Source organism: Pseudomonadota bacterium, from assembly GCA_026388255.1.
In the GTDB taxonomy this organism is placed as follows: Bacteria; Desulfobacterota; Syntrophorhabdia; order Syntrophorhabdales; family Syntrophorhabdaceae; genus JAPLKB01.
In genome coordinates this window covers 15,164-41,700 of record JAPLKC010000038.1, presented here as the reverse complement: position 1 = coordinate 41,700, position 26,537 = coordinate 15,164, and the positions used below count along the sequence as shown (strand labels likewise).

The following is a 26,537-nucleotide window of genomic DNA, read 5'->3' as shown; positions in this document are numbered from 1 at the left end:
GATTACAACGTCGTAATTATTGGATTCCAGCTTATTTGCCGCCTCTTCATATGTGGTGGCCTTATCAAAGATGCATTTTGGGCAGGCATCCATAATCTCTTCTTCGAGAACCGTCAAAACATCAGGCTCATCATCAACTGCAAGTACTCTTCTTCCATTTAAAACAGACTCAGCCATAAAGTGCTCCTCCTTTTCAATTTTTTCCTAAAGGGACGGGATTCGTATTGTAAAACACGTACCCCGTCCTTCACTACTTGACAACGTGATGTTTCCGTTCATTGTTTCTATAATTGTTTTTACACATGAAAGACCGAACCCGAGACCTTTCATATCGTTTTCTTCTTTGTCTTTTAAATGGGAGAAACGATTAAAAATAACATCCTGTTTCTCTTGTGATATCCCCGAGCCGTCATTTTCAATTGCTATAATAAGTTCCGTATCTCCGCTTATGGTTACAGCGACCTTTTTCTGTCGATACTTCAGGGCATTAGTAATAAGGTTTCGCAAGATCTGCTGGATCTTTGTTCTATCATGACAGAAAGAAGATGTGTTATATTTTCCTGTAATATCAATAGTAACCCCGTTATCCTCAAGAAGCTGACTGAATTTATCATACCCGTCTGCGCCCGATAGCTTCTCTGTAACATCCGGGTCAATCAGTTCCATGGCTTCGATAAGAGCATCCCTGAGGAGATCCTGAATTGAACAAAACTCTTTTCTGAACAGACCTTCTTCCGAACGATAAACCTCTATTATCTCATTGAGAAAAGTTCTTGCCTTGTTTATATTCCGCAAAGCCATATTCAAAGTTGTCCCCTGACGTCCTGTAACAGGGCCGTATTTATCCTGCTTTTTGATAAGGCTGTTGATGCTTGTGGATGCTATTGATAATGGTCCTGTCAGGTCATGGATTAACAAGTCTATTAAAGATTCCTTCCTGTTCATTCTTGTTTCCTTATCTTGCCCGGGAGTCCGGCTCAACACCGGGCCGACCCGTGCTTACGGGGTGAATCGCGGTCACAATTGCCTTATGGATATCTTTCACTAATTGTTCCGAGAGACGCGACATATTGATACTCATTCCTTTTGCAAACTCTTCGGGTGTATGCTCTCTGATCTGTTCTTGAAAACTGTACTGTCTTTGAAATACAACCCTTCCGGTAATCTCTTTTTTGTCCATATCGAGTAAAGAAATGCTTACGGAAAGCATTGCCTTTGTATCATTCTTGTCGGCTGCCTCCAGAAAATCCTGTAGCTGACCTTCAATAACAAAGCGGGCTTTTTCTATATCATGATGTGAAAAAACTGCCTTGAATACATTGGCTTTTCTTAAATCACGGAGAAGGTAGTCTGTTACCATATCGGCAGGATTAACCCTCCACCGGCTGTAATTATATGTCATAAACTTAAAAGGAAGCGATTTATAAACCATTGACTGGGTATTGAAGGACTGATTCACGGAAAACCGCTCAACCTTTATCGATTGGGATAATACAGCAAGATCCCCGACAACAGGCGATGCATACTCGAACATATAGTGCTCTATCATATAGGCCGGTTTCGACCTTGAAAAGCAACCGGCAATAATGAAAACAAACAATAAAAGTAAACCAATTTTCCCAAGGCTGCCAATTCCATCTTTTTTCATGGCTTGCCCCTCTTCTTTTTTCATCCTTTCACCTTCTGCCCTCTTCACTTCCCCGCCGGCGGATTGCTGAAAATTATATCTGACGGGTCGGCGTGCAATCTGTCCAGCAAGTTATCAAGGGTCTCCGAAGCACGCCTTAAGTTCTCGCTGGTAGATTGAATTTCATTTGATATCACCTGTGTTCTTCTTGTTATATTATTTATTAGCTGATTTGCTTTTCCTGTGGTTTCGGAAATTTTCATTGCTTCTATTTCTCCGTCTACCCTGGAAATTACTTTCCTTGCATCGGAAATAGCACCTCTTGCTTCAACAAGAATATCATCTATCTTGCCGCCTTTGTCCACCAGATTATCAATTGTCCTGGATGTGTTCTCCAGATTGGTGGCCACATTCGTCATGCTTGACATAATACTTTTTATTTTATTATCGCCTGTTAAGTTCTCTATAGCCTTTGAGGTAGCCTTTATCTGGTCTGAAATGCCTTTGAAATCAATCTGCTTTGCCTTTTCGACCACTGCATGTATACCGGTAAATATCTGCTGGATCTCCGAAGGCATTGAAGGTATCACAGGATAGTCAGGCTTGAAATCTATTCTCGGTGTTAACTTCACCTGTGCAGCTTTCAGTCTCTCGAGCCCGACGAAAACCATACCTGTTATGCCTGCCATTTCAAGTTTTGCAACAGAATTGTGCTCCAGATCACCCTTAAAATTAATCTTCATAATTACTTCGACAAGCTTATTGTCCGGTGCAACCCCTATCTTTGTCACCCAGCCTATATCAACGCCCTGGTATTTGACCTTTGAATCAATCTGTAGTCCTTGAACCGACTCGTCAAAGTATGTCACATAAATAGTGCCTTTCTGAAAATATTTGGAAGCGCCTACCCACACTACCGTGCTTACACCCACAATAATGCCTACAATAATAAAAATGCCGACAGTGAAAACAGGTTTCTTACTTGCCATTTGCATCCCTTTATTTTTTCTGGTCCATCACCTGTCTGTTAAAAAACGTTTTAACCCTTGGATCTGTGGAGTGTTCCTTCAGATCCAAGGGATTGCCTTCAGCTATTATACCTTTTTTGGTTTTATCAAGCATAATAATTCTGTGTGCAATGCTAAAAATAGATTCAAGCTCGTGGGTCACAATAACCATTGTTGTGCCGATTCCTTTATTGATATTCTTTATCAGCATGTCAAGCTCGGCCGAGGTAACAGGGTCGAGGCCGGCAGAAGGTTCGTCAAAAAATAGTATGGTCGGGTCTAACGCCATAGCCCTCGCAATGCCGGCCCTTTTCTTCATGCCACCCGATAATTCCGACGGGAGGTGGTTTTCATATCCTTCAAGCCCCACCATGCCGAGCTTCATCCTGACAATAAGGTCTGTAACTTCCTGAGGAAGATGGGCAAACTCCTGCAGCGGGAGCGCTATGTTCTCATACAGCGTCATAGAACCAAAAAGTGCGCTTGATTGAAATAAAACCCCTGTTTCTCTTCTCAGTTGCATAATCTCCTTGTCTTCGGCAATGGTTATGTCAATCCCGTTGATAAGAACTCTTCCTGAAACAGGCTCGTGCAAACCGATCATGTGTTTCAGCAGCGTTGATTTCCCGCATCCGCTCCCGCCAAGAATAATGAAAATTTCTCCTCTGGAGACCTCAAAGCTTACATCTTCAAGGATAGTGTTTGTCCCGAAACTTGCCTTGAGACATTCAACGCGTATGATCGAATCCAGGGCCAGGGACGGAGATCCGGGGTTGGGGATAGTCATTCTTTAACCCTTTTACCCCCCCGCCTTTCATTTTCCATTTTCCACCTTCCACTGTTATTTCATATATAATTCAGCAATATTGCAAAGATTGAGTCAACCACAATTATGAGAAACAGGCCTGCAACAACTGCCGAGGTCGTGGCATTCCCTACATCCTGAGCCCCGCCTCTTACAGTAAACCCTCTCTGGCAGCCAATGCCGGCTATAAGTGTTGCAAGAACCATGGATTTAATAATGCTCATAACAATATTAAACATATCTATCGCTTTTATTGTTTGCTGTATATACGTGTAGACCGTAAGGTCAAGTACCACAATTCCGATGAGCAAGCCCCCTGCAATGGCAAAGATGTCTGCAAATAGTGTAAGGAAAGGGACAACCACAATAGCGGCAAAAATCTTTGGTATTGCAAGGAATCTTATAGGATTAAAACCCATTGTAATGAGGGCGTCCACTTCTTCGTTTACTTTCATGGTGCCGATCTCTGCGGCAAAAGCAGAGCCTGACCTGCCGGCTACAAGTATTGCCGTCATTATGGGTCCAAGCTCCCGTACCATTGCAATGCTCAAAAGGGCAGGTACGTATATATTGGCGCCGAACTGTTTGAGCTGAAGGGCAGACATAAAAGCAAGAATAAGACCGAGCAGAAAACTTATAAGTCCTATTATAGGGAGTCCGTCAACGCCTACCTTCTTCATATAAAGTATTACATCCCCCAATCTTACTGAGCGCGGATGAAGTATCGAATAGAGGATTTCTAAAACAAGCTCCCCGCCGAATGCTATTACCTGTATGATATCATTATAAAAATCGATACTTTCCTCACCTATCTTTTCGATGATGCCCGTTGTCCTCTTTTCAGCGATAAGCGGTGTTACCCTTAGGGCATCCCGGTTGATCAGGGCCACCATTTCCTTTGTTTTATCGGATACGTTGATAAATTCAAAAGGTATCGATTTTGCCTTAGCCTTCTCTTCCATCTCAATAAGCATAAGTGCGCCTGAGCTATCCAGATAATCGACATTTGCGAGGTCTATTGCAAGCCTTGAAGGAAGTTTTTCATTAAGGAAAGGCGTGAACTCGTGCAGTATTTTGCCGATATTATCTATGGATATGCGCCCCGATAAAGAAACAATGGCTCCACCGTCTGTTCCTCTCTGATAAGAGGGGCTAAAACCTTCCCGTGACATAAGTTTATCTATATCATACTGTACGGGAAATGGGAATATATTTGATACAGGGAGAATTTTCCTAAAGCCGAAAGAGAATGTGGCGATAATATCAATGGACAGATATGGATTTATACGCCCCTTCAAAAGAAAAAGCCTTACATGTGGATTTGCCTACATTAATAGATCTATACCCTGATGAGCCGATAAAAAGCATAGCCGTGCTATTTACAGATCTGGTTGGTTCAACAAAATATTTTAAAAGATATGGGGACAAAGCCGGCAGGACAATGCTCCAGGAACATTATGAAATTGCTACGCCGATAATCAATGAATATGGCGGGAAGCTCATCAAGGCGTTGGGCGATTCTGTGATGGCTTCTTTTATCAGCCCCTTAGAAGCATTTAAATCGGCGATAAAGATGCAGCAACAATTCTGCATATACAACAATGAAAAAAGTACGCAGGATCAGATATATGTGAGAATCGGCATACATTATGGAAATGTAATTGTAGAGGAAAAAGACATTTACGGAGATGTTGTTAATGTTGCTTCTAAGCTGACGAATATGTCTGATGGTGGTCAGATATATGTATCCCGGGAGGTGTATGAACTGACTAAACACACACCCTTGATCAACTTTGAATTGGTAAATAGTTGGAATAAAACAAATATGCCGAACGGCCTCATTGCTTACAAGGTTATCTGGAACACAGCCGTTGAGCTTAACCCAGCAATGGATACCATGCTATACTTGCGGCCTATATGGAAATTGTGTGAAAGTGATTTTAATGAGATATGGGACGGTTTGCTTGTGGCTAAAGATATATTTTGGAAACGGGAGGGGAAAAAAGAACAGGTTTTTTCAGACAAGTCCCTCCTGCTGACCATGAAAGAAAGCTCATTTGCTTTTATTGTAGCGGAAAAGATACTGAAATTCTTAAGAGAAGAGCTTTTACACAAAAACGAAGATGACTTTATTCCTGTTCAAATAATTATCGATACCAGTTCTTTTTTTACGGAAGATAAACAGATGAATCAATGTGTAGACGGCAATTGGGAAGATATTAACCCCGGGGAAATTTATATCTCATCTGATGCTTATGAATTAATTAAGAAATATATGGATATTCCGACAACTTCAATCCTGAAAGGGTTGTTGAACCGGGCTTTTTACAAAGTTCTTCCCGATGAAAAAGTTCGGAAAGACCATTCCTCTCTGTTTTTGTATAAGCAAAAAATCATAATGGGAGAGTTTTCGCCCTGTTATTACTGTGGAGCCAAAAGCCATCGGCCCACTGACTGCCCCTCGAAAACACTGCCGGAAATCACTCACGCCCTGGAAGGGCTGGGATACCTCTCTATTGAGGAAATAAACGAACTCTTTCTTAAATACCTCCTTACCGAAGGAGTTGCGCTTGATATACCCATACTCAGCGGCGATAAACATTCCAATAAATCTATTGCAACGGTACATCTTGGATTATTTGAACTAAAAAGGGTTTTTCAACTCCGGTTTTTCAGGACCATATGGGACAGCACCGCAGAAGAATGGAACAAGATAAGAGAAAGCAAAGGTGAAAGCGATGGGGGCATGGCATGGCTCGCCCAGGACTCGTTGCGTGTTTCGGATTTGAACAGAGCCGCGTCAATCCTCCATAACGCGCTGAAAGGTAATCCTGCAGATTACCGGATATATTGTGCCCTGGGATACCTTAATATGGAAAGAGATAATCTTCTGCAGGCGGAACACTATTTTAATGAAGCACTTCTATACGTATCCTCTAATGCACAAAAAATATTTTTACTCCTTTTGCTGTCCCGTCTCTACATGCTGAATAATGACTATAGCAATGCCCAGAAAAGGATTAAAAATATATTGCTGCTGAATCCCGGCTGTATCGATGCCGTATACCAGGATATTGTATTAAAGTTTTATGAAGAGAAAGACAAGTCGGCTGTTCAGAGACTGATAAAACTTATTAAGGACAACAGGGTATACTTTATCTATGTTTTACTTGACCCAGACCTGGCGCCTTATAGTGATATAATAAACCCTCAGTTGTTGATGCTTTACAACACAGCAAAAGCAAATGCAAAATCGATTTTCCGCGAAGCCGAGGAAGAGATCAATAATTCAAAAAAAATACTTGATATGTATGGGATTACGGAAACCCAATCGCTTTTGTTGAAAACAAGAAATATGTTTGAGTCAGATAGCTATTTCAGCTATCTGGACATTATCTTTTATTGTAATTCCATCATCTCGATTTGCAAAAACCGCATAAAAGAGCGAAAAAAAACCCTTTCCGAACGTCTTCATCAACTTAACGGCCAGATTGAAAAGTATATGAATTTTGTCAAACGTTACCATTACCCACGACTTACAAATCCTTACCGGAAGCAGTTAGTGCATGCCAGGGGAAAAATAGATCAGGCTCAAGACGATATCAAATTAGCCCCGGGGGAACAGATTGGCACATTTGAAACATTCTGTGAAGTGCTTTCTGCAGAGTTAAACGATTTAGAAATTAATCTAAAAAAGCTCGATATCTTTCAGCAATTTTTAATTAATTTCTCCAGGTTCCTGAAGAAAAGCGCCATCCTTCTCTCAATGGTACTTTTAATAGGCATATTTGCTATTCCGGCTATTATACCAGCCATACCAAGGATTGACATTACCGGGGCTAACAGCATATGGTTTTATCAAAAAAGCTTTCTGATCGTAGGCAGCATCACAAGTATAGGCATATCGCTTTTACTCACAATCAAGAAAATCATACACGATGATTAGTGTATACAAATTTAAAGAGTGCGTGTATAGCCTTATGAGTTTTTCTCGGCCGTATGGGTGACCAGTCGCCTTTCATGCCTTTAAGCAGGTCCTGGCCTTCAATGTCTAACGCTGTTGATTGGCCCAGCTCGTTGCTTTTGTCATCATAGTCTATAGCCGGAATTACTCTGTACAACATTTTTTCCGAATCTATCTCGACAAGACAAAGAACATTATTGAAATCCTGATAGCCCTTTATTGGAAGACCTGCCTTTTCCCTTTGCTCGATGTAATACCTGATTGTTTCTTTGTTTTTAATGAAAAAAGACATCCACGCTGCAACTCTATTCGGTATCACCTGATAGCACTCTATTGACCTATAATAACCGTTTTCGTCCTCTACCGGATCGTTTATACTGTCTATATCGCAATAACAAATAACCTCTTCGTCTTCATGCATCAGTTTCCAGTTCCACATGGTATCGTCTCCTCCTTACTTTAGATCAAAGACTTTTTCTTATATATTCAGAGTGTTGCGTCCGGGATTGACCTACCACAAGTTCACCGGGCTCGTTAAGTTTCATATCAACCGTTTGCTTATCAATAGATATCCGGGCATAAACAACCGCGGTTTTATTTTGTGTTTCCATGGATGAGCAGAAAACCCGTCAAATATTAATAATAATAAGTCAATAAAATTGACTATTTACATAGTAACAAAAAGGCGAGCAGAAAACAAATGATTTATGCTAAGCGATTTACTTTGCACCCACAATATGTGAGCTTAGCGGTTTCCTAAAAGCGAGGATTATCAGAAGAAATGCGTACTTTCCGTTCTCCACAAGATGACTACTTTTAGCACCTGCAAATCGAGTATATGGCATTTTGACCTTGATCATAGATTACGAGAAGAAATGTTGTCATTACAAACAGGAGGAAGTCTAACCCTGAAAGTGGTACAATGAGTGGGGGCAGGTCAGCGAAAAATCCAGCCCTTAAAAGAGACAGGGAAGCCCTCAAAAAATACATAAAGCCCTAATAAGCAGGTTTAGATGCAGCGCAGTATTTGAGAAACATATAATTAAGAGTAAGAGCCTCCTTTGAGATATTTAAAAATAACACAGGTAATTTTTAGTATATCTGTTATAATTAGAGGGAGATGCTTACCTGTTCTGTCCAGAGGTCAGTATGAAACAAAAAAACTCATACTGAGAAAGAATTTTGAAAATATGAAATAAAGTTGAGAAATCGGTAAAAGCGGACACGCCAATTGCCTGAGTGGAATAGGTTTCTTAAGAATAAAATGGATAAGAGCAATTGCATGAGAGAAGAATTGAAGAAATTCAAGGAAAGAGTGTATTATTGCAGTATCTATTCGTTAGAAGATCAGAGAACAGCAAAAATCACTATTTAACAATTGACCGGAAAAGGGGCGGTCCTGACAAGCAATGAAAGCACTTCTTGTATACCCGAAATACCCGGATACCTTCTGGAGTTTTAAATATGCATTAAAATATATCTCCAAGAAAGCTGCCTTCCCACCGCTGGGATTGTTGACTGTAGCCGCTTTTTTTCCTGAAGAATGGGAAATTCGTCTGGTGGATCTCAACATTCACAAACTTATGGAAAAAGATCTCCAATGGGCTGATTATGTTTTTGTAAGCGCCATGCTGGTTCAAAAAGAATCTGTATCTGAAATTCTGCAGGAATGCCTTCGTCTGGGGAAAAAAGTTGTTGCCGGAGGTCCTCTTTTTAGCGCGACAACTGAAGAATATCTGCCGCTTATAGATCATATCATCCTGAATGAGGCTGAAATGACCTTGCCGGAATTTTTCAGAGATCTCAAAGAAGGCAATCCCGAAAAGATTTACAGGTCTTCCGGCTTTCCTCCTTTGTCCATGACGCCTATTCCCCGCTGGGAATTGATAAACATAAAGGACTATGCCTCTATTATGATTCAGTTTTCAAGAGGATGTCCCTTTGATTGCGATTTTTGCGACATTACCTCCATGTATGGCCACAAACCGAGATTAAAGGGTATAAAACAGTTTCTGAATGAGCTTCAGGCCCTCTATGACAGGGGATGGCGCGGCAGCATCTTTATTGTTGATGATAACTTTATCGGCAACAAAAATGGCATTAAGGAGCTGCTGCCCCATGTAATTGAATGGTTGAAAAAACATGATTATCCCTTTGATTTCCTTACCGAAACTTCAATAAATATTGCCGACGATGAAGTACTGGTACGTCTCATGGTTGAAGCCGGATTCAGGCAGGTTTTTATCGGATTAGAGACACCGAACGAGGAAAGTCTAAGAGAATGCTCAAAGAATCAGAACTGCAAGCGTGATATGACGGCAGCTATCAAAAAACTTCAGGCATCAGGCATTGAAGTCCTTGGCGGCTACATAGTCGGATTCGATAGTGACGATGAAAATATTTTTTCAAGACAGATCAAATTTATTCAGGAGAGCGGCGTAGTAACAGCTATGGTAGGATTATTGAATGCTTTGCCGAATACAAGATTATGGCATAGATTGAAAGAGGAAAATCGTCTTGATCTGATTGCCTCAGGCGATAATACGGATGGAAGTATAAACTTTATTTCCAGAATGGACAGAGCAAAACTGATTGAAGGTTATCAAAGAATCATTAAAACCATATACAGCCCCGGACCTTATTATCAGAGAATATGTGAATTTCTGAAATATCATACCCCTTACGGGAAACGGAAGATAGGGAAGGGTCGGATCAAGGCTCTTCTGAAATCCATGCTGTATATCGGGATTCTTGGAAACGGTATAACCCAGGTGTATTACTGGAGACTTTTCATAAAAGCTCTGATATTTTATAGAAAATCTTTTTCCGAGGCCATAACGTTAATGATTTACGGGCAGCATTTCCGTAAAGTAGCGAAAAAAGTCTGCTCATAAATAAAAAATCTTTTTTGAAAAAAATTAAATATTCCTTGACATAATTTTTGCGATTTATTAAGTTTTGAAAAATAAAAGGGGGTTTATTATGATAAAAGGTTTAAAAGCCTTTTTTTCGGTCTATCTTCCTTGTAAAGAAGCAGGTTAGTTTAATCGGATCAGTAAGCAATAATTTTATTGGTTCTAATGCTTTCACGCCAGAGCGTGATCTATAAGGGGAGATGAATATGCCTGAAAAGATTGAATCTATCTTTGAGAAGTATGAACGAAAGCCCGATCAGCTTATACCGGTTTTACAGGATGTCCAGAAACATTATGGTTACGTGGACCCTGAATCGGTGAAAATGATTTCCAGACACCTCCGTATTACCGAAAATCAGATTTTTGGTGTATCCTCTTTCTATGCACAGTTTCGATTCAATCCGCCCGGTAGACACTCTATAAAGGTCTGTCTCGGGACTGCCTGCCACGTAAGAGGGGGCGCCACTTTGCTTGACATGCTGGAGCGTGAACTGGGCATAGGCTGCGGCGAGACTACCCTGGATAAACGTTTTGACCTGGAGCGGGTTGCCTGTTTAGGATGCTGCGCATTATCTCCTGTGGTTCAGGTTGATGCTGATATTTACAGCAGAATGACCGTAAACAAATTATCGGAGCTATTAAAACAATATGAATAAATTAAAAGTGAAAATTAAAACGGCAAAAAAGAAATGGGAAGAACTACGGAACAATAAAGTACCGATTATATATGTCGGTGCTGCATCATGTGGAAGGGCTGCCGGGGCCCTTGAACTGATCTCGGAAATTGAGAAGTTCCTGAAGGATAGCAATTTGAAGGCAAGGATTATACAGGTTGGATGCATAGGCCCCTGTTACCTTGAACCCCTTGTCGATATCAAGATGCCGGAACAGCCACGGGTAAGTTATTCTAATGTGACCCCCAAGCTGCTTGCCAACATATTAAAATCACACCTTGTTGAAGGGGTGCCCTTTTCTAAAGCTGCAATCGGGCATTTTGGAAACAACACCTTCCACGACATACCTCCTTTTTATGAGCTGCCCATGTTAAAGCCGCAGGTAAGGATAGTTCTCAGAAACTGTGGCCTCATTGATCCTGAAGATATTGATCAGTACCTTGCATCTGACGGATATCAGGGTATTATGAAAGCCCTCCAGATGACACCGGAGGACGTCATAGGTGTTGTACGGCAGGCAGGTATGCGCGGCAGAGGGGGGGCAGGTTTTCCAACTTTCAGGAAATGGACCGTGTGCAGGGGTGCGCCGGGGGAGCAGAAATACCTGATTTGCAATGCAGACGAGGGAGACCCCGGGGCTTTTATGAACAGATCGCTCATCGAATCAGACCCGCATGCGGTACTTGAAGGAATGCTCATTGCCGGGTATGCCATAGGTGCGAGTAAGGGCATCGTCTACATAAGGGCTGAGTATCCTCTTGCGATTGAGCGCCTGAAAACTGCCATAAAACAGATGAAAGAAAGTAATTTACTGGGCAGTAATATACTCGGTTCTAAATTCAGTTTTGATATTAAGATCAAGGAAGGGGCGGGGGCCTTTGTGTGTGGCGAAGAAACAGCATTGATTGCATCCATTGAAGGCAAACGCGGAATGCCGCGGTCACGCCCCCCGTTTCCTGCCATAGCAGGACTCTTTGGATGTCCAACTATCATTAATAATGTTGAAACTATGGGAACACTCCCGAATATCCTCCGAAACGGGGCAGAATGGTATAACAGGTTCGGTAAGGAAGGAAACAGGGGAACCAAGACATTTTCTCTTGTGGGCAAGGTGCGCAGACCGGGTCTTATTGAGGTGCAGCTCGGTACAACGCTCAGGGAGATCATCTTCGACATTGGCGGCGGGGTGCAAAAATCCTTCAAGGCAATCCAGACAGGCGGGCCATCCGGAGGATGTCTTTCGGAAGAGTTTCTCGACCTCCCTGTAGATTATGAATCGCTGGCCTCTGCCGGCTCTATCATGGGCTCAGGCGGTCTTATTATCATGGATGATGACACCTGTATCGTTGACGTGGCAAAATATTTCCTTGATTTTACCCAGAAAGAGTCATGCGGCAAATGCGTCCCCTGCCGTGTGGGAACCCGCCACATGGTGGAGATACTACAGCGTATAACGCATGGCGAAGGTACACCGGAAGACCTGATGACGCTTCGGACACTGGGCGACACGATAAAAAAAGGTTCGCTTTGCGGTTTGGGTCAGACTGCCCCGAATCCTGTGCTTACCACGCTTCGTTATTTTAGAAATGAATATCTCGAACACATAAAGGACGGACGTTGCAGGGCAGTTGTCTGCAAAAACCTTATTGAATACAGGGTTATCAAGGAGAAATGCACAGGTTGCCAGTCCTGTGTAAAAGCTTGCCCGACAGGTGCAATATCAGGACCAAGATCTGAGCCTCATAACCTCGATGCAACGAAATGTATTAAATGCCGCTCATGCTATGAAGTATGCAGATTTGAGGCAATCGCCGGTGATGCAATCGTTATCAGGACTGCGGAGAAAAAATCATGACAAAGGAAAAGACCATTCAAATTACAATTGATAACAAAAAGATAGCAGTTCAACCGAACTTTACCATACTTCAGGCAGCCAGGATGAACAACATCTATATCCCGTCGCTGTGCACGCTGGAGCATTTGCCGTCCTACGGCGCCTGCCGGCTGTGCATTGTTGAGGTTGACGGTTTAAGGGGTTTTCCAACCTCATGTACAACGCCTGTTGAAGACGGCATGATTATCCGGACAGATACTGCGGAAATTAGAAGTTTAAGACAGGAGGTGCTCAAGCTCCTCCTGAGCGAACATCCTGCAAGCTGCCTCTTCTGCACAGAGCAGGATGAGTGCAAAGAGTTTCAAGGTACAATCCGTAAAGTCGGTGTAACTACGGGTTGCCGTTATTGTCCTAATGACAACCGCTGTGAGCTACAACAGATTACCGAAAGCATAGGTTTGACGGAAACCTCTTACCCTGTTTACTACAGGGGTTTTACTGTTGAGAAAAACGATCCTTTTTATGATCGTGATTACAATCTCTGCATACTCTGTGGTCGTTGCGTGCGGGTCTGCAATAACGTCCGCATGAACGGGACATTGAGCTTCAAGCAGCGCGGCAGACTTACTACGATCGGGCCTGCCTTTGACCGGACACACCTTGAAGCAGGGTGTGAATTCTGCGGGGCCTGCGTAAGTGCATGCCCGACCGGTGCATTGAGTGTTAAGGTAAGTAAATGGTATGGAAAGCCCGATGCACAGGTTGCTACTACGTGCAATTACTGTGCTGTCGGATGCAAGCTCCAACTCCAGGTAAAAAATAATGAGGTGATCGATGTACTTCCCGATTATGATTCATTGATAGATCATGGCCTTATATGCGTAAAAGGGCGGTTCGCTGTCCCGGAATATGTTCAAAGTCCGCTTCGGTATGGAATTCCTAAGGAGATGACCCCCATGGGGTATAACGATATTTCATGGGATCAGGCAATCGCTGTGGCGGCCGGGAAGTTGACAGGGGTTAAGCCTGACGATTGTTTGTTTCTTGTTTCGCCTCAATTGTCAAACGAAGACCTCTTTGCAGCACAGAAGCTCATCCGTAGCCTCAATGGTTCTGAAAACATTGCATCCTCACTGATGATCGAACTCGGTGATGACCTTTCTGACTTTCTGGATCTTGCCCTTGGGTCCAAATCTATTGATATTATTGAAGCTGCTCAGGGCATCCTTGCTGTGGGATTCGATGCCATTTACGGGTATTCACCTATTGGCGTAAACATTAAAAAGGCTGCACAGGGAGGCGCCTGTCTTGCTGTTATAAGCGACACCGATACGAACCTCGACCTGCTCAGCGAAGCTACCTTCCAGACGGATGATGCAAAATGGGCAGCCATACTGGAATCTATTATTAACGGTATTCCAAAGAGCAAGCAGGCAAAAAGCATCTCGGGTCTGAATAAGGAATGGGTCAGCAACATAGAGAAGGTATCCAGGCGTTTTTCCGCCTCATCCGAAAAAGTTGTTGTTGTGGGGGAAGAGGCTATCCATGCTCCCGGACGGAGCACGTTTTTTAAGACCCTCATCAGTATGAGAAACAAATATGGATGGAAAATAATTGTGGCGCATCCTTATACAAATCTCAAGGGGATGCTTGCCATGGGCGTTTTCCCCGGAGTCAAACCCGGCGAGGTGTTGAGTAATACAGCCCAAGGCAAATCCATGGAGGTTAAAGCTGATCTTACGCAAGTTGATTTAAAGAAGCGGAAGAAGGTGATCTACCTTATTGGAGAAACACCTTTTGATGGATTGCCGGCCTGTGATTTTCTTATCTACCAGAATGCGTTGCCCCTACAGTCTTCCCGCTTGCCGGATCTGATTCTCCCGGCAAGCCTGTTCCCCGAATCGGATGGAACACTAATCAATGGAGCAGGTATGGTTTTATCAGTTAAAAAGGCAATCGAGCCGTATATGGAATCAAGGCCGGACTGGTGGATATTTAAAAGCATCGCAGAGAAGATGGGCAAAGGCGTTTTGAAGTACAAAGATGTGGCATTGATTCAGAATGAGATCAAAAGATATGTAAAAGGTTTCCCTAACATAAAAAAGGGTCTTGAATTTGTCAAAATCACCATCAAAGGGTCAATGGCCCCTTCCGGAAAGGGCAAACGTATTAATTCTGCTCCGGTTCGAAGCAGCTACAGGGGTATATTGCTGGCAGATGTTGTAGGTGGTATGAAGGTGATAGAAGGGGGACAAAATGAATAAAGTTATAGAGCGTAAGATGATAGTTCCGAATATGCACCTCCTTGTTATCGAGACGCCTGAAATAGCATCAAAAGTAAGACCGGGTCAGTTTGTTATTGTACGCGCAAACGATGAGGGCGAACGCATTCCACTCTCTGTTGCCGACTGGGATGCTCAAAAAGGCACTATTACCATTGTCTTCATGGAAGTAGGCGCATCAACGGGAGCGCTTGCCTGCCTGAAAGACGGGGATAGCGTTGCCACATGTGTCGGTCCTCTGGGCAACGAAACAGAAATCAGCAACTTCGGCACAGTCATGTGCATCGGCGGCTGCTATGGTATCGGAAGCATGTACCCTGTCGTGAAAGAGTTAAAAGAAGCGGGAAATAAAATCATTACCGTCTTTGAGGCAAGGAGCAATTATCTGATATACTGGACTGACAGGTTTATCCCTTTATCAAAAAGAATTTTCAATATAACCCGTGATGGCAGTCAGGGGTTTAAGGGCCATGTCAGCCGATTACCGGATATCATCAACGGTCTCCTAACCCCGCCTGACAGGATTATTGTAAACGGCTGCACATTTTTAATGGCAAATGTATCAGAGCTTACGAAGAGCTTGGGGATTAAAACGGTTGTGAATCTGAATCCCATCATGATTGACGGAACCGGCATGTGCGGTGTTTGCCGTGTAACAGTTAACGGTAAGAGGAAATTTGCCTGTGTTGACGGCCCTGAATTTGACGGGCATGAAGTAGATTGGAAGGAATTTCTCGCACGCAGAAAGGCATATCTTGAGGAAGAGGTGTTATTTTTCAGACGAAGTGAACCCAAACCGATAGTCCACGAGGGGGGTAAGTGCCAGGTATGAACGAAGAAAAGATAGAAAAAACATCAAAAATAGATCTAAACCGGAACGATATGCCGAGGCAGTCTCCTGAAATCCGGCGTCATAATTTCAATGAGGTGGCGCTGGGCTATACAGAGGAACTTGCCGTTACAGAGGCAAAGCGTTGCCTGCAATGTAAAAAACCGCGATGCAAGACAGGCTGTCCTGTAGAGATCGATATTCCTGATTTTATCTCCTGTATTGTAAAAAGAGATTTTACGGCAGGAATAAAGAAATTAAAGGAAAAGAACTGTCTCCCTGCAGTGTGCGGAAGGGTATGCCCACAGGAAAGCCAGTGCGAATCCCAGTGCATCCTGGTGAATAAGAAAGGTGAAATCGCCATAGGAAGACTGGAGCGGTTCCTTGCAGATTGGGAGGCCAAACAGGGTGTTGTGGATATACCGCCCAAAGCAAAGCCTACCGGCAAAAAGATTGCCATAGTCGGTTCCGGTCCGGCAGGGATTACCGTAGCCGGCGATCTGATCCTCCTTGGCCATGAGGTAACGATTTTCGAGGCACTCCATAAGGCCGGAGGGGTATTAATATACGGGATTCCTGAATTCCGTCTCCCCAAGGCAATTGTTGCCAGGGAAGTTGACTATGTGAAAAAGCTGGGCGTGAAGGTTTTTACAGACTATGTTGTAGGAAAAACACGCTCTATAGATGAATTATTGAAAGAATTCGATGCCGTTTTTGTAGGAACAGGCGCAGGGCTCCCCTGGTTTATGGATATTCCGGGAGAAAATTTAAACGGGGTTTATTCAGCAAATGAATATCTTACCCGTATGAATCTCATGCAGGGATACCGTTATCCCATGTCTTCCACACCTGTAAAAAAACATATAAAAATAGCAGTTGTCGGTGGGGGGAATGTTGCCATGGATTCTGCAAGGACAGCGCTCCGCATGGGGGCTGCTGAATCCAGGATCATTTACAGGCGCTCTCATGCAGAATTGCCTGCACGTCTCGAAGAGAGTGAAAATGCCGAGGAGGAAGGCGTTATCTTTAACGTGCTGACCCTGCCTGTCCGATATATCGGGGATGAGAACGGCTGGCTGAAAGAGATCGAATGTCTGAGGATGGAACTTGGTGAACCGGATGCCTCAGGGAGAAGAGCCCCCATAGAGATACCTAACTCAAACTTCCGTATGCAGATGGATGCTGTAGTCTGTGCTATCGGCAACAGCCCTAACCCGCTGGTGCCGTCAACTACTCCGGGGCTTGAAACAACGCGTCGCGGGACGCTCGTTGCCGATCCTGAGACAGGAAAGACAACAAAGGACCGTGTCTGGGCAGGAGGGGATATTGTAACCGGCGCTGCAACGGTTATCCTCGCTATGGGCGCAGGCCGAAAAGCAGCCCGCTCAATTCATGAATACCTGACGACAGGAAAATAAAAAAATGTCCCGCCCAAAAACTATCCTGTTGCGGGCGGGACATTTTGCTGATATATCCTTTTTGAAATCTATTGTTTCCCGGTATTTCCCAGTGTCTTGTCCCAGCTATCAAGCTGATCTTTGTACTGTTCTACCAGTGCCTCGTAATCGCCGTCTATGGTAATGGAAATAATCTTATCCCCACCGGCAATACTATTTACAACCTTCTGATCTTCTTCATCTACAACCTGCCCGAAAATGGCGTGCTTATCGTCCAGCCAGGCTGTCGGCACATGGGTAATAAAAAACTGGCTTCCGTTTGTACCAGGGCCTGCATTTGCCATAGAAAGCATACCCGGTTTGCTGTGCCTTAAATCTTTTGAAAACTCATCTTTAAAGCGGTATCCCGGTCCGCCTGTACCGTTGCCTATAGGACATCCTCCCTGGATCATGAAATCCGGTATTACCCTGTGGAAAGAAAGACCGTCATAAAAACCCCTTTTGGATAAATTTACAAAGTTGAGAACTGTTAAGGGGGTCTTGTCCGGGAAAAGGGTCAGCCTGATATTGCCTTTTGCCGTATTAATTGTTGCCGTTAACTGGGGATTTGCCATTTTCTTATCACCTTTCATTGAATTTTATTTAGCAGCATCTGCATTAAAGAGGAAACATCCGATCAATAATATTGAAAAAAACAAATATATTTTTCTTCAATTTAATCCTACTGAATATGTTACCTCTGAGGTCTCCGTTTCTTTTTCCTGCACCCAGTGTCTTTTAATTTTGTGTGTGATGGTGATCCTCTTTCCTCACGGTATCTATCCATCCCGGGAGAACACTATACACCATATCAGTAATGAAATGCAAAACATAGATGCCGCTTATTTGTGTTTGTGGCACTGTTTACCCTACGGACAAGCACTGGAAATAGAAGGTTTTCCTGTCAAGTTTTTTGTGTAATAATACAAAAAACCATAGCCAGGGGTATGAAGTAGTCCATACTATTTCCGGGGCAACAGAATATTCAGTACAATTTACTTAAAGCTCGTTCGGGATTTAAGGTCGGCATAACACCTGAAACCGCAGAGGGATTCGGCGTTTTTTACTGCTGCAACAACAGCTCTTTCCATTGCTCTTGCCGCCAGAAAACCCACGACGGTGAGATCGGCTTCAACGAAGCCGGTTGCCATGGCAAATATTGTGTCGCCGTCGAACATGGAGTGGGCAGGCCTCATTGTTCTGGCATACCCGTTTTGCGCCATGGAGGCCAGCTTGGCTGCCTGTGCTTTGGTAAAGGCGGCGTTTGTTACTATAATACCGATGGTTGTATTGCCGCTGAAAAGATCCTTTTTCTCAGCATAGGATTTGATCATGATTTCTTCGGTATCAGTCACAATGAGCATATCTTCATCAAGAGGTCCTGCAAGGTTTTCTCCTGTAACCGGATCAATGACATTGCCCAGACAGTTCACGGCAACAAGGGCGCCGACTTTCAAATCTCCTGCCTGAAGTGCATAACTCCCCAGGCCGCTCTTCATTGCCCGCTCCATGCCCATAATTTTACCCACTGTAGCTCCGGTGCCTGCGCCCACATTTCCTTGCCCGACATCTTTGCTGTCGGCATTCACACATGCCTGATACCCCATCTTTTTGTCAGGCCTGATGCTGTAATCACCGATTGTGAGGTCAAATAGGGCGGCACCGCAAACAATGGGAACTTTCGTTACTTTGACATCAAAGCCGATTTTCCTTTCTTCAAGATACTGCATGATACCGGCAGCAGCATCCAGCCCGAAAGCGCTGCCTCCTGCCAGCATGACGGCATGAATTTTTTGCACCAGGTTGACAGGATTCAGGAGGTCAGTTTCTCTGGTTCCGGGAGCGCCGCCTCTTACATCCACCCCTGTTGTAGCGCCTTGCTCACTTATGATAACAGTGACACCCGTTGCCGCTTCCAGGTCATTTGCATGACCGACCATAATGCCTTCGATTTCATTAAAACCTATTTCTTTTATCATTATGCACCTCCTGGATGAATAATTGAGTGCTATATGTCAAAAGACCTTTTAACATATCCTCTCGCCCACTCCCCTGCGGTCGTTCGAGAACGCAGAGGGCGCAGAGAAAAGCTTTTCTTTCCGGCCGGATTCCGGAGAAAAAACGTAATCAGGCCGGATTGTATGCAGCCCATTGAAGCAGTCTCATCAATGGGCTGCGGAATAGAAGCACACCGCCTTTCTCTGCGATCTCTGCGGCCTCTGTGAGAGATAATCTTTTTGTCTTTTCTCAATGTCCATTTAACTTATCATAATTGTTCATATCTAAATGATAGTATTAATCCTTTTTCAGCAAGGCAATCTCTCCCTGCAGCCACCAGAGCAACACCAGTCCGGGAAGGGCGGTAAGGGTTGTAAGGAAAAAAAAGGTTGCCCAGCCGGTGTATTCTACCACATAGCCCGCCGAAGGCGAGATGAAAACTCTTCCGAGAGCGGCAATGGATGAAAGCAGGGCAAACTGGGTAGCGCTGTAGCTCTTGTTGCACAGGGCCATGATAAGCGCAACAAAGGCTGTCGAGCCCATGCCGCCTGCCAGGTTTTCAAAGGCTATGGCAAAGATCATCATAAAATAATTTTTCCCTGTCCAGGCAAGAACCATGAATGACAGGTTGGACACCATCTGGAGGAGGCCGAAGGCCATGAGTGAGCGATAGAGCCCGAGTTTTATCATGAGGGCACCGCCGAAAAGGGCGCCGATGATTGTTGCAATAAGCCCCATGCCCTTGTTGATCGTGCCGACCTCAGTTGGAGTAAAGCCGACTCCCCTCAACAAAAAGGCGGTTGTCAGAGTTCCTGCATAGGCATCCCCCAGCTTGTAGAGGATAATCAGCAGCATAAAGACTAAGGCTAAACGGCGGGAAAAAAAGTCTTTCAGCGGTCCCCATATTGCCTCTTCAAGGCTTTTGGGCGGCGCTATGTTTGAATCAGGTTCCTGCCCTGCAAACGTTCCGAGCATGCCGATTATCATCAATCCTGCCATAAGAAGGTAGGTTCTCTGCCAGCCGATATGTTCCGACAATATAAGCGCCAGTGCCCCGGCAACAAGCATGGCAATGCGGTAACCGGTTAAGAAAACGGCAACACCAATGCCGCGCTCAACAACAGGGAGCACATCGGTTCTGTATGCATCAACAACAATATCCTGAGAAGCAGAGGTAAAGGCAACAATGAAGGCAAGCGTTGCAAGCATGAGCGGGGCATGGCGGGGCGAAATAACACCCATGATCCCTATGCCGATCATTAAAACAAGTTGCGTAAGGATTATCCAGCCGCGTCTACGTCCCAGCCATGGCGGCACAAAACGATCCATTAGCGGCGACCACAGGAATTTTATTGTATAGGGGATACCTACCAGAGAAAAGATGCCTATAGTGCGGAGGTCTGTCCCGGCAATGGTCAGCCACGCCTGCAATGTTCCGCTTGTGAGAGGAAGGGGCAGCCCTGAGGCAAAGCCCAGCAGAACCATCACTGCCATGTGACGGCTGGTAAAAATCGTGAGGTAAGGGGAAAGTTTTGTAGATGTTGGATGTTGGATGTTGGATGTTGGATTTTTATTGTTTTTTGCCATTCGTCCTACGTAAGTCCTTTGTGTCCCGACCCAGGATTCTTAATTCTTAGTTGCCTTTATTTATAAACGTGGACAGTTTAACAGATTGCCTTTCGTTAAGACAACTGTTCTTTTACCGGGAGTTCTCTGATATTGTTGATGTAAAGCCGGAAGGCCGTTTTTAGACTAATATTACTGCTGTTTCCTTCTTTTCTCCGCATACATCTGTGCATCTGACCTTGCCATAAGCTCATTAAGCGAAGAAGGGTTTTTGGGGTCATAATGTATTGTGCCTGTACTCAAAAATAGTATGTCGAGAAGTGTGTGGAAGAGTCAACAAAGATTGGTAAATGAAGGCAGCATGGTATTAGAGGTAGTAAGGATTCCGCTTTTTATAGGAGCACCGGCTAAAATAGAATTTTATCACAGCCTTTGAGGAATTACCGGTTCACTGAAATAATGGGGAAACCCCGGATATAGATATACTTGATTTATTTTGCATACAAATTGCTTGACAATATTTTACAACAATAATATATTTACTGTATACAGTATACAATATTTAAGGGGGAATTTGTGGAAGATTACGAAATATTTAAGAATGTTACCATACTTTCTCTTGAACAGGCAACGGTCTTGCCATTTCTGACTTACAGATTATCACTGGAAGGAACAAGGGTAATCAGGATGGAACACCCTGTTTATGGAGACCCCAACAGGCGGGTCGGGGAAAACAGACTCAACGAAGACAGGATGTATACTTATTTTCTTGCCATCAACTGTAATAAAAAGGCAATAACTTTAGACCTCGCAGTGCCTGAAGCACAGGATATTTTTAGAAAAATACTTATTGATCTGAATGTTGATATATTTGCCACAAATCAGCTTCCAAAAAATTATAAAAAACTTGGCATTGATTATGAAACAATAAGTGCCATAAAAAGTAACATTATATGGGTGGGGCTTACAGGCTTCGGCCCCGAGAGCAACGAGGCTGCATACGATCCCATTCTGCAGGCAAGAAGCGGGCTCATGGATATTACCGGCGATAGAAACGGTCCTCCTTATGTGCTTGGAGTTCCTCTTCCCGATATGGGCACGAGTGAGCACGCCTATGGGTTAATTATGAAGGCATTATACAAAAGAGCAATAACAGGGGAAGGCTCAAGGATAGATGTCTCAATGTTTCAGAGCACTGTTTCCTGGCTGACCGTGCCTATTACCCAGACCAAATCCTTTAACAAAAAGATCAAAAGAAGGGGGAATACCCACGAGTTCTTTGCGCCTGTAAGTGTATATAAAACAAAGGACGGTTATGTATATATCGCTGTAGGGAACGACATGCAATGGGAGAGGATGCTGAAGATGGGCGGCTTTGAAGCCCTTGAGAAACCCGAATATGCAAGAAACGAGGGAAGGATAAAAGATGTTGATAATCTTAACAGGGCCATAGAAGAAGCTACGGTGAGATTCGGGACAAATGAGCTAATCGGTCTTTTTACCAACGCTACCATTCCTATTTCAAAAGTGAATACAATCGAGGAAGTGCTGGAGGACCCGTACATAAAAGATGAGATCCTTTCTTCAACAGACGAAAGATCGGGCACAACAATCTACCTTGCTCCACAGCCACTTACAACAAGCTACGTGAAATCCCTTAACAGGATATTGCCCTTCCCGCCAAGGTTCGGAGAACATAACGAGGAAATCTATTGCAAAAAGCTTGGTATTTCTGTAGAACATTTAGAACAATTGAAGGCTAAGGGGGTCGTCTGAAGCAAGGAGCGATGTAAGGGGAAGGATTGATTCTGAATAGATTTATTAATAGGAGGAGAAATGGTTGACGAAGAACAAACATTAAGAAAAGGAAGATTTTTACGTGAACAGGTACACAAAAAACTGAAAGAGAGCATAATAAACGGGATTCTTCCGCCGAACAAACGACTGATTGAGGAAAAGATTGCGGCAGAAGCGGAAATGAGCAGAACTCCTGTAAGGGAAGCCATTCAAAAACTTGAAAAAGAGGGTCTTATCCATAAGCTCCCCAGAGGCGGCTATGCCGTAAACGTTGTGACGGTAGAGGACGTAGATGATGTCTTCGGCCTTCGTAGCGTTATTGAAGGGTATGCAGCGTATCTTGCAACGCTGAGGGCAACCGGCGAGGACATAGCGGTTCTTGAAGAAATAGTAAAGAAGGAAGAAAAAAACCTGAAGGAAAAGCGTTACGATGAGATTATAGAGCTGAACACAACTTTTCATGAAAAACTCTACAAGATAGCCAGAAGCTCAAAGTTGTATGCTATGATATATGACCTGCGAGATTATATTCATCGTTTCAGGGTCATAATCCTTAGTTACCAGGACTTTGTGGAGATATCTATTAATGACCATAAGGATATGATTGCCCTGATGAAGGTAAAGGACGCAACACGCGTCGAGAAGCTTGTCCGTAAGCATATCACAAGGGGCAAGAACCTGTTGAAGAAGAGGATTAAACGGGGCAATGTAAAACATGGATCTGGCAAAAAAGGTGCTGCAGGGGGATGAGAAAAGCGCAGCGCGTCTGATCTCCATGATAGAAGAGGGTGGTGATGAAGGACACAGGGCAATCTCGCTTCTATTTCCCCACACAGGAAAAGCACATATAATAGGGGTAACAGGCACGCCCGGTGCAGGGAAGAGCACCCTCATTAACAAGCTTGCCGTAAACTTTGCCGGTAAGGGGAAAAAGGTAGGGATCATTGCCGTTGACCCTACAAGCTCGAAAGATAACGGGGCTCTTCTTGGAGATCGTTTAAGGATGAGGGACGCCGAGAAGACGGAGGGTATTTTTATACGATCCATGGCAAACAGGGGCTACCCCGGAGGGATTTCACAGGCGACAGCGGGCGCGGTATATGTCCTCGAAGCCCTCGGTAAAGAGATTATTATGGTGGAAACGGTCGGTGCCGGTCAGACCGATATGCAAATATATTTCCTGTGCAATACGATAATTACCATTTTAACACCGGACTACGGCGACGAAATCCAGTTGATGAAGGCAGGGCTTCTTGAAACAGGCGATATTGTCGCAATCAATAAGACCGACAATATCCGCGCCGAAGATATTTCAACAGATATTGCAGCATATATCTGTCAGACTAAAACAAAGGGCTGGCAAACCCCTGTTTTAACAGTACAGGCAAAGGAAGGCAGCGGCATAGAAAGCCTTATTGATGCCATTAACGCACATTTTGTTTACCTAAATAAAAATACCCACGGCAAAGACCTTAAAAAAGAAAAATTAAAGATACTCATGTTTGCCCTTCTAAAAGAAGAAATATGGAAAAATGCCCTCAATGCATGGGCTGGAGATAAGCGCTTCGAGGGTATAGTAAAAAAACTGCAAAAAAGAGAAATTGATCCATATGCTGCTGCCCGGAAGGCGTTAAAGATAACCGGGCTTTAGTTTTACAAACAAAAAGGTGTTTTTCAGTTGGAGGAATATGCAATGCATGAAAAAAGTATAAAAGTTTTGATTGCGAAGCCGGGGCTGGATGGCCACGATAGAGGGGCAAAGGTAGTTTCTCACGCGCTCAAAGAAGCCGGCATGGAGGTTATCTATTCGGGACTCCACAAGACAATTGACCAGATTGTTCGTATTGCACTTCAGGAGGATGTTGACATCATCGGGCTTTCTATTATGACCGGCGCGCACATCCCGATTGTCGAGAAACTGATGAAGAAGATGCGCGAAGAAGACATTATTGGTAAAACAGTCTTTGTGGGTGGCGTGATCCCCGCGAAAGATGTTTCCAAACTGAAAGGGCTCGGTGTTGCAGGCGTTTTTCCCGGTGGGACCCCTCTTTCCGAAACGATAGAGTTTATAAAAACTCACATGAAAAAGGCATAGGAGGCGCACATGGCAGTTGCTCGCTATATAAAAGATGAAAAAGACCGGATCCTCGATGTAATTCTGGAATCCGGCATCCATGTAAAGCCTTCATATACACCGGAAGATTTGAACCGAACAGGTTTTGATTATGATAAAGACGTTGCAGACCCGGGGCAGTATCCTTACACCAGAGGTATTCATCCGCTCGGATACAGATCCCGGGCGTGGACAACAAGACAATATACAGGGTTCGGCTCCCCCGAAGAAACAAACCAGCGTTTCAAACTCATGATTTCCCATGGCCAGACAGGACTCAATGTCGCCTTTGACCTTCCCACCCAGATGGGCTATGACTCCGACGACCCCATGTCAGAGGGGGAGGTAGGCAGGGTCGGTATGGCTGTTGATACGCTCCGTGATTTCGAAATCGCCTTTAAAGACATAAAGCTGGACAAAATCGGTGCCGGCCTTACCATAAACGCCGTTGCTTCCATAATGCTCGCCATGTATCAGGCTGTAGGTGAAAAATACGGGTATGATGCGAAGGTCATATCGGCTACGCCCCAGAATGATATTTTAAAAGAGATGGTAGGCAGGGGGGCATGGATATTTCCCGTCGAGCCGGCAGTAAAACTCATCGGAGACACGATAGAGTACTCTATGACCGCTATGCCCCGTACAAACCCGGTGAGCGTATGCGGGTATCACATACGGGAATCGGGCGCAACACCAGCCCAGGAAATCGCTTATGCCATACTGATAGCCAATGCATACATAGACAACGTCCTTGCAAGAGGGTATGTTGTTGACGACTTTGTGGGGAGATTTTCCTTCAACCTCAATGTTTTCGGCAACATGTGGGAGCAGGTTGCAAAATTCAGGGCGGCACGTAAACTCTGGGCAAGAAACCTGAAGGAAAAATACGATGTGAAAAACCCGCAAAACCTCTTCCTGCGCGGACTCTTTGGAGGAGGCGGATATGGACTCACAAAGGCGCAACCTGAAAACAACATCATGCGGGGGGCCTACTATGCGCTTGTAGCCGCTTTATCCGGGGCACAGACTACCGCGTTGTGCAGTTATGACGAGGCATACACGATCCCTACACCCCATTCAGCCCTGCTTTCGCTCCGCACACTCCAATTGCTGATGGACGAGATGGGTCTACGTGACACCGTTGATCCTCTTGCGGGGAGCTATTTCATCGAGACCCTCACAAAGGAGATGGAACAGAAGATTGAGGAAGAGATGGAAAAGATAGAACAATATGGCGGCATGATAAAAGCAGTCTCCAAGGGCTATATCCAGAGACTTGTTGCGCGCCAGGCATACGAGGTGGAAAAAGGACTTGAATCCGGTGAACTTTTAAAGGTGGGAGTAAATATATACAAGGAAGGTGAATCAAAAGAAGTTGAACTCCACGAATATAACTATGAATCAGCAGAAAAACAGATAGAGGATCTCAGACAGGTAAAAAAACAAAGGTCGCAGAGCGATGTTCTCCACACTTTAAAGGTACTTGAGTCAGCAACAAAGGAAGGTAAAAACATCATGCCCGCTCTTGTGGAATGCTGTAAGGCATACGCAACAGTGGGTGAGATGACAAATATTTTCAGGCAGGAATTCGGAGAGTTTCAAGAGCCTGCGTTGTTTTGAATTTATGGGGGTGAGTTTCTGATATCACCCTCCCCTCAAGGGAGTGGTGAAGTGGATACCCTGCTGCTTG

At 44.2% G+C, this 26,537-nt stretch carries 21 protein-coding genes; 12 read left to right on the top strand and 9 right to left on the bottom strand.

From position 1 onward, the window contains the following. Positions 1-204: 204 nt before the first annotated feature. Genes NT178_04880 through NT178_04860 form a run of 5 tightly spaced genes read right to left on the bottom strand, consistent with a single transcriptional unit; the run spans position 205 to position 4,737 of the window. Positions 205-945, bottom strand: a complete 741-nt coding sequence (locus NT178_04880) for a sensor histidine kinase (GenBank protein ID MCX5811863.1) — start codon at positions 943-945, stop codon at positions 205-207. A gap of 10 nt (positions 946-955) precedes the next feature. Beyond that, positions 956-1,672: an ABC-type transport auxiliary lipoprotein family protein gene (locus NT178_04875; protein ID MCX5811862.1), complete on the bottom strand. Its 717-nt coding sequence runs from the start codon at positions 1,670-1,672 to the stop codon at positions 956-958. 20 nt (positions 1,673-1,692) lie between these two features. Continuing rightward, positions 1,693-2,616 (bottom strand): MlaD family protein, encoded by a 924-nt coding sequence (locus NT178_04870; protein MCX5811861.1) that lies wholly within the window; start codon positions 2,614-2,616, stop codon positions 1,693-1,695. Between the two features lie 10 nt (positions 2,617-2,626). Beyond that, on the bottom strand, positions 2,627-3,421 hold the full coding sequence (locus NT178_04865) for an ATP-binding cassette domain-containing protein (GenBank protein MCX5811860.1): 795 nt from the start codon (positions 3,419-3,421) through the stop codon (positions 2,627-2,629). 59 nt (positions 3,422-3,480) lie between these two features. After that, positions 3,481-4,737, bottom strand: coding sequence for an MlaE family lipid ABC transporter permease subunit (locus tag NT178_04860; GenBank protein ID MCX5811859.1), 1,257 nt, complete (start codon positions 4,735-4,737; stop codon positions 3,481-3,483). Here NT178_04860 and NT178_04855 point away from each other — a divergent pair. Continuing rightward, entirely contained in the window at positions 4,716-7,385 is a 2,670-nt protein-coding gene (locus NT178_04855; GenBank protein MCX5811858.1) for an adenylate/guanylate cyclase domain-containing protein, read from the top strand. The two genes, NT178_04860 and NT178_04855, sit on opposite strands and share 22 nt — an antisense overlap. On the opposite strand, the gene NT178_04850 is transcribed toward NT178_04855, so the two are convergent. Beyond that, a complete protein-coding gene (locus tag NT178_04850) occupies positions 7,369-7,842 on the bottom strand; it encodes a hypothetical protein (protein ID MCX5811857.1) in 474 nt (157 codons plus the stop codon). The two genes, NT178_04855 and NT178_04850, sit on opposite strands and share 17 nt — an antisense overlap. Before the next feature lie 970 nt (positions 7,843-8,812). Between NT178_04850 and NT178_04845 the strand changes: the two genes are divergently transcribed. The 6 genes from NT178_04845 to gltA all read left to right on the top strand — a co-directional run bounded on the left by NT178_04845 (position 8,813) and on the right by gltA (position 17,355). After that, entirely contained in the window at positions 8,813-10,297 is a 1,485-nt protein-coding gene (locus tag NT178_04845) for a B12-binding domain-containing radical SAM protein (protein MCX5811856.1), read from the top strand. A gap of 227 nt (positions 10,298-10,524) precedes the next feature. Continuing rightward, positions 10,525-10,974, top strand: coding sequence for an NADH-quinone oxidoreductase subunit NuoE (nuoE, locus tag NT178_04840; protein ID MCX5811855.1), 450 nt, complete (start codon positions 10,525-10,527; stop codon positions 10,972-10,974). Continuing rightward, positions 10,967-12,847 (top strand): NADH-quinone oxidoreductase subunit NuoF, encoded by a 1,881-nt coding sequence (locus tag NT178_04835; protein ID MCX5811854.1) that lies wholly within the window; start codon positions 10,967-10,969, stop codon positions 12,845-12,847. The genes nuoE and NT178_04835 overlap by 8 nt, the downstream gene beginning before the upstream one ends. Next, complete coding sequence (locus NT178_04830; GenBank protein ID MCX5811853.1) at positions 12,844-15,090, top strand: molybdopterin-dependent oxidoreductase; 2,247 nt, start codon at positions 12,844-12,846, stop codon at positions 15,088-15,090. The genes NT178_04835 and NT178_04830 overlap by 4 nt, the downstream gene beginning before the upstream one ends. After that, positions 15,083-15,940 (top strand): sulfide/dihydroorotate dehydrogenase-like FAD/NAD-binding protein, encoded by an 858-nt coding sequence (locus NT178_04825; protein ID MCX5811852.1) that lies wholly within the window; start codon positions 15,083-15,085, stop codon positions 15,938-15,940. Before NT178_04830 ends, NT178_04825 begins: the two co-directional genes overlap by 8 nt. After that, positions 15,937-17,355, top strand: a complete 1,419-nt coding sequence (gene gltA / locus NT178_04820; GenBank protein ID MCX5811851.1) for an NADPH-dependent glutamate synthase — start codon at positions 15,937-15,939, stop codon at positions 17,353-17,355. The genes NT178_04825 and gltA overlap by 4 nt, the downstream gene beginning before the upstream one ends. Before the next feature lie 68 nt (positions 17,356-17,423). Here gltA and NT178_04815 read toward each other — a convergent pair whose 3' ends face one another. From NT178_04815 to NT178_04805, 3 genes are all read right to left on the bottom strand, one after another. Beyond that, positions 17,424-17,966, bottom strand: coding sequence for a peptidylprolyl isomerase (locus NT178_04815; GenBank protein MCX5811850.1), 543 nt, complete (start codon positions 17,964-17,966; stop codon positions 17,424-17,426). 402 nt (positions 17,967-18,368) lie between these two features. Next, the gene (locus tag NT178_04810; GenBank protein MCX5811849.1) at positions 18,369-19,349 is read right to left on the bottom strand and encodes a P1 family peptidase; all 981 of its coding nucleotides are present in this window, start codon (positions 19,347-19,349) and stop codon (positions 18,369-18,371) included. Positions 19,350-19,668: 319 nt separating this feature from the next. Then, on the bottom strand, positions 19,669-20,865 hold the full coding sequence (locus NT178_04805) for an MFS transporter (GenBank protein ID MCX5811848.1): 1,197 nt from the start codon (positions 20,863-20,865) through the stop codon (positions 19,669-19,671). 648 nt (positions 20,866-21,513) lie between these two features. On the opposite strand from NT178_04805, the gene NT178_04800 reads away from it, so the two are divergent. From NT178_04800 to NT178_04780, 5 genes are read left to right on the top strand one after another with little or no spacing between them, the layout of a single operon-like run. Continuing rightward, a complete protein-coding gene (locus NT178_04800; GenBank protein MCX5811847.1) occupies positions 21,514-22,713 on the top strand; it encodes a CaiB/BaiF CoA-transferase family protein in 1,200 nt (399 codons plus the stop codon). A 60-nt stretch (positions 22,714-22,773) separates the two neighbouring features. Then, complete coding sequence (locus NT178_04795; GenBank protein MCX5811846.1) at positions 22,774-23,484, top strand: GntR family transcriptional regulator; 711 nt, start codon at positions 22,774-22,776, stop codon at positions 23,482-23,484. After that, positions 23,450-24,385, top strand: a complete 936-nt coding sequence (meaB, locus tag NT178_04790) for a methylmalonyl Co-A mutase-associated GTPase MeaB (GenBank protein ID MCX5811845.1) — start codon at positions 23,450-23,452, stop codon at positions 24,383-24,385. The genes NT178_04795 and meaB overlap by 35 nt, the downstream gene beginning before the upstream one ends. Before the next feature lie 42 nt (positions 24,386-24,427). Next, positions 24,428-24,829, top strand: coding sequence for a cobalamin B12-binding domain-containing protein (locus tag NT178_04785; protein MCX5811844.1), 402 nt, complete (start codon positions 24,428-24,430; stop codon positions 24,827-24,829). 9 nt (positions 24,830-24,838) lie between these two features. Next, positions 24,839-26,467, top strand: a complete 1,629-nt coding sequence (locus NT178_04780) for a methylmalonyl-CoA mutase family protein (protein ID MCX5811843.1) — start codon at positions 24,839-24,841, stop codon at positions 26,465-26,467. Positions 26,468-26,537: the final 70 nt, after the last annotated feature.

Bases quoted from the DNA above. Each gene is read 5' to 3' on its own strand.
- NT178_04865 (MCX5811860.1), bottom strand. From the start codon at position 3,421: ATGACTATCCCCAACCCCGGATCTCCGTCCCTGGCCCTGGATTCGATC.
- NT178_04845 (MCX5811856.1), top strand. From the start codon at position 8,813: ATGAAAGCACTTCTTGTATACCCGAAATACCCGGATACCTTCTGGAGT.
- NT178_04805 (MCX5811848.1), bottom strand. From the start codon at position 20,865: ATGGCAGTGATGGTTCTGCTGGGCTTTGCCTCAGGGCTGCCCCTTCCT.
- NT178_04835 (MCX5811854.1), top strand. From the start codon at position 10,967: ATGAATAAATTAAAAGTGAAAATTAAAACGGCAAAAAAGAAATGGGAA.
- NT178_04830 (MCX5811853.1), top strand. From the start codon at position 12,844: ATGACAAAGGAAAAGACCATTCAAATTACAATTGATAACAAAAAGATA.
- NT178_04880 (MCX5811863.1), bottom strand. From the start codon at position 945: ATGAACAGGAAGGAATCTTTAATAGACTTGTTAATCCATGACCTGACA.
- NT178_04870 (MCX5811861.1), bottom strand. From the start codon at position 2,616: ATGGCAAGTAAGAAACCTGTTTTCACTGTCGGCATTTTTATTATTGTA.
- NT178_04815 (MCX5811850.1), bottom strand. From the start codon at position 17,966: ATGAAAGGTGATAAGAAAATGGCAAATCCCCAGTTAACGGCAACAATT.
- NT178_04780 (MCX5811843.1), top strand. From the start codon at position 24,839: ATGGCAGTTGCTCGCTATATAAAAGATGAAAAAGACCGGATCCTCGAT.
- NT178_04875 (MCX5811862.1), bottom strand. From the start codon at position 1,672: ATGAAAAAAGAAGAGGGGCAAGCCATGAAAAAAGATGGAATTGGCAGC.
- NT178_04825 (MCX5811852.1), top strand. From the start codon at position 15,083: ATGAATAAAGTTATAGAGCGTAAGATGATAGTTCCGAATATGCACCTC.
- meaB (MCX5811845.1), top strand. From the start codon at position 23,450: ATGGATCTGGCAAAAAAGGTGCTGCAGGGGGATGAGAAAAGCGCAGCG.
- NT178_04855 (MCX5811858.1), top strand. From the start codon at position 4,716: ATGGATTTATACGCCCCTTCAAAAGAAAAAGCCTTACATGTGGATTTG.
- nuoE (MCX5811855.1), top strand. From the start codon at position 10,525: ATGCCTGAAAAGATTGAATCTATCTTTGAGAAGTATGAACGAAAGCCC.
- NT178_04850 (MCX5811857.1), bottom strand. From the start codon at position 7,842: ATGTGGAACTGGAAACTGATGCATGAAGACGAAGAGGTTATTTGTTAT.
- NT178_04795 (MCX5811846.1), top strand. From the start codon at position 22,774: ATGGTTGACGAAGAACAAACATTAAGAAAAGGAAGATTTTTACGTGAA.
- gltA (MCX5811851.1), top strand. From the start codon at position 15,937: ATGAACGAAGAAAAGATAGAAAAAACATCAAAAATAGATCTAAACCGG.
- NT178_04785 (MCX5811844.1), top strand. From the start codon at position 24,428: ATGCATGAAAAAAGTATAAAAGTTTTGATTGCGAAGCCGGGGCTGGAT.